This is a genomic window from Aminobacter sp. P4_D5, assembly GCF_056401815.1.
Window position 1 is genome coordinate 1 of record NZ_JBFUIP010001273.1, and the last position, 542, is coordinate 542.

The following is a 542-nucleotide window of genomic DNA, read 5'->3' on the forward strand; positions in this document are numbered from 1 at the left end:
GCTGCGCGAGGACGAGGCACATTTCGACTTCAACGTCACGCGCTGCCGCTATGCCGAGAGCTATCGCGAGATGGGGCTGGGCAAACTCGGCGCCGTGCTGTCCTGCAACCGCGACGGCGCCTTCTGCGAGGGCTACGACCCGAAGATGAAGCTGGAGCGCACACAGACCATCATGTCCGGTGCCACGCACTGCAACTTCCGGTATACGCGCGCCCCATGAGCACCACCGTCGAATACGTCGCCACCGACGCCGCTGGCTATGAGCAGAGCATGGGCCGCTGGAGCCGCCGGCTGGCGGCGCCGTTCCTCGATGCGCTCGCGCTGCCTGGGGGCCTGCGCGTGCTGGATGCCGGCTGCGGCACCGGCGCGCTGAGCGCGGCAATCCTGGAGCGCGACCCGGCCGCAAAGGTGACGGGCGTCGATATCGGCCAGGCCTATGTGGAGGCGGCCCGTGTCGCTATGCCGCAGGGGCGCTTCGAGCGGGGCGACATTCTTTCGCTGCCGCTGCCCACCGGCTCGCAGGACGCGGCGCTGGCGCTGCT

The 542-nt window shown here is 69.6% G+C and carries 2 protein-coding genes; both read left to right on the plus strand.

Annotated features, from left to right (window positions below; translation table 11 throughout):
* Positions 1-220: L-2-amino-thiazoline-4-carboxylic acid hydrolase (locus tag AC1DWF_RS37900; RefSeq protein WP_476843552.1), on the plus strand; the 220-nt coding region annotated here is incomplete at its 5' end.
* A partial coding sequence (locus tag AC1DWF_RS37905) for a class I SAM-dependent methyltransferase (RefSeq protein WP_476843553.1) occupies positions 217-542 on the plus strand: 326 nt, incomplete at its 3' end. The genes AC1DWF_RS37900 and AC1DWF_RS37905, both read left to right, overlap by 4 nt.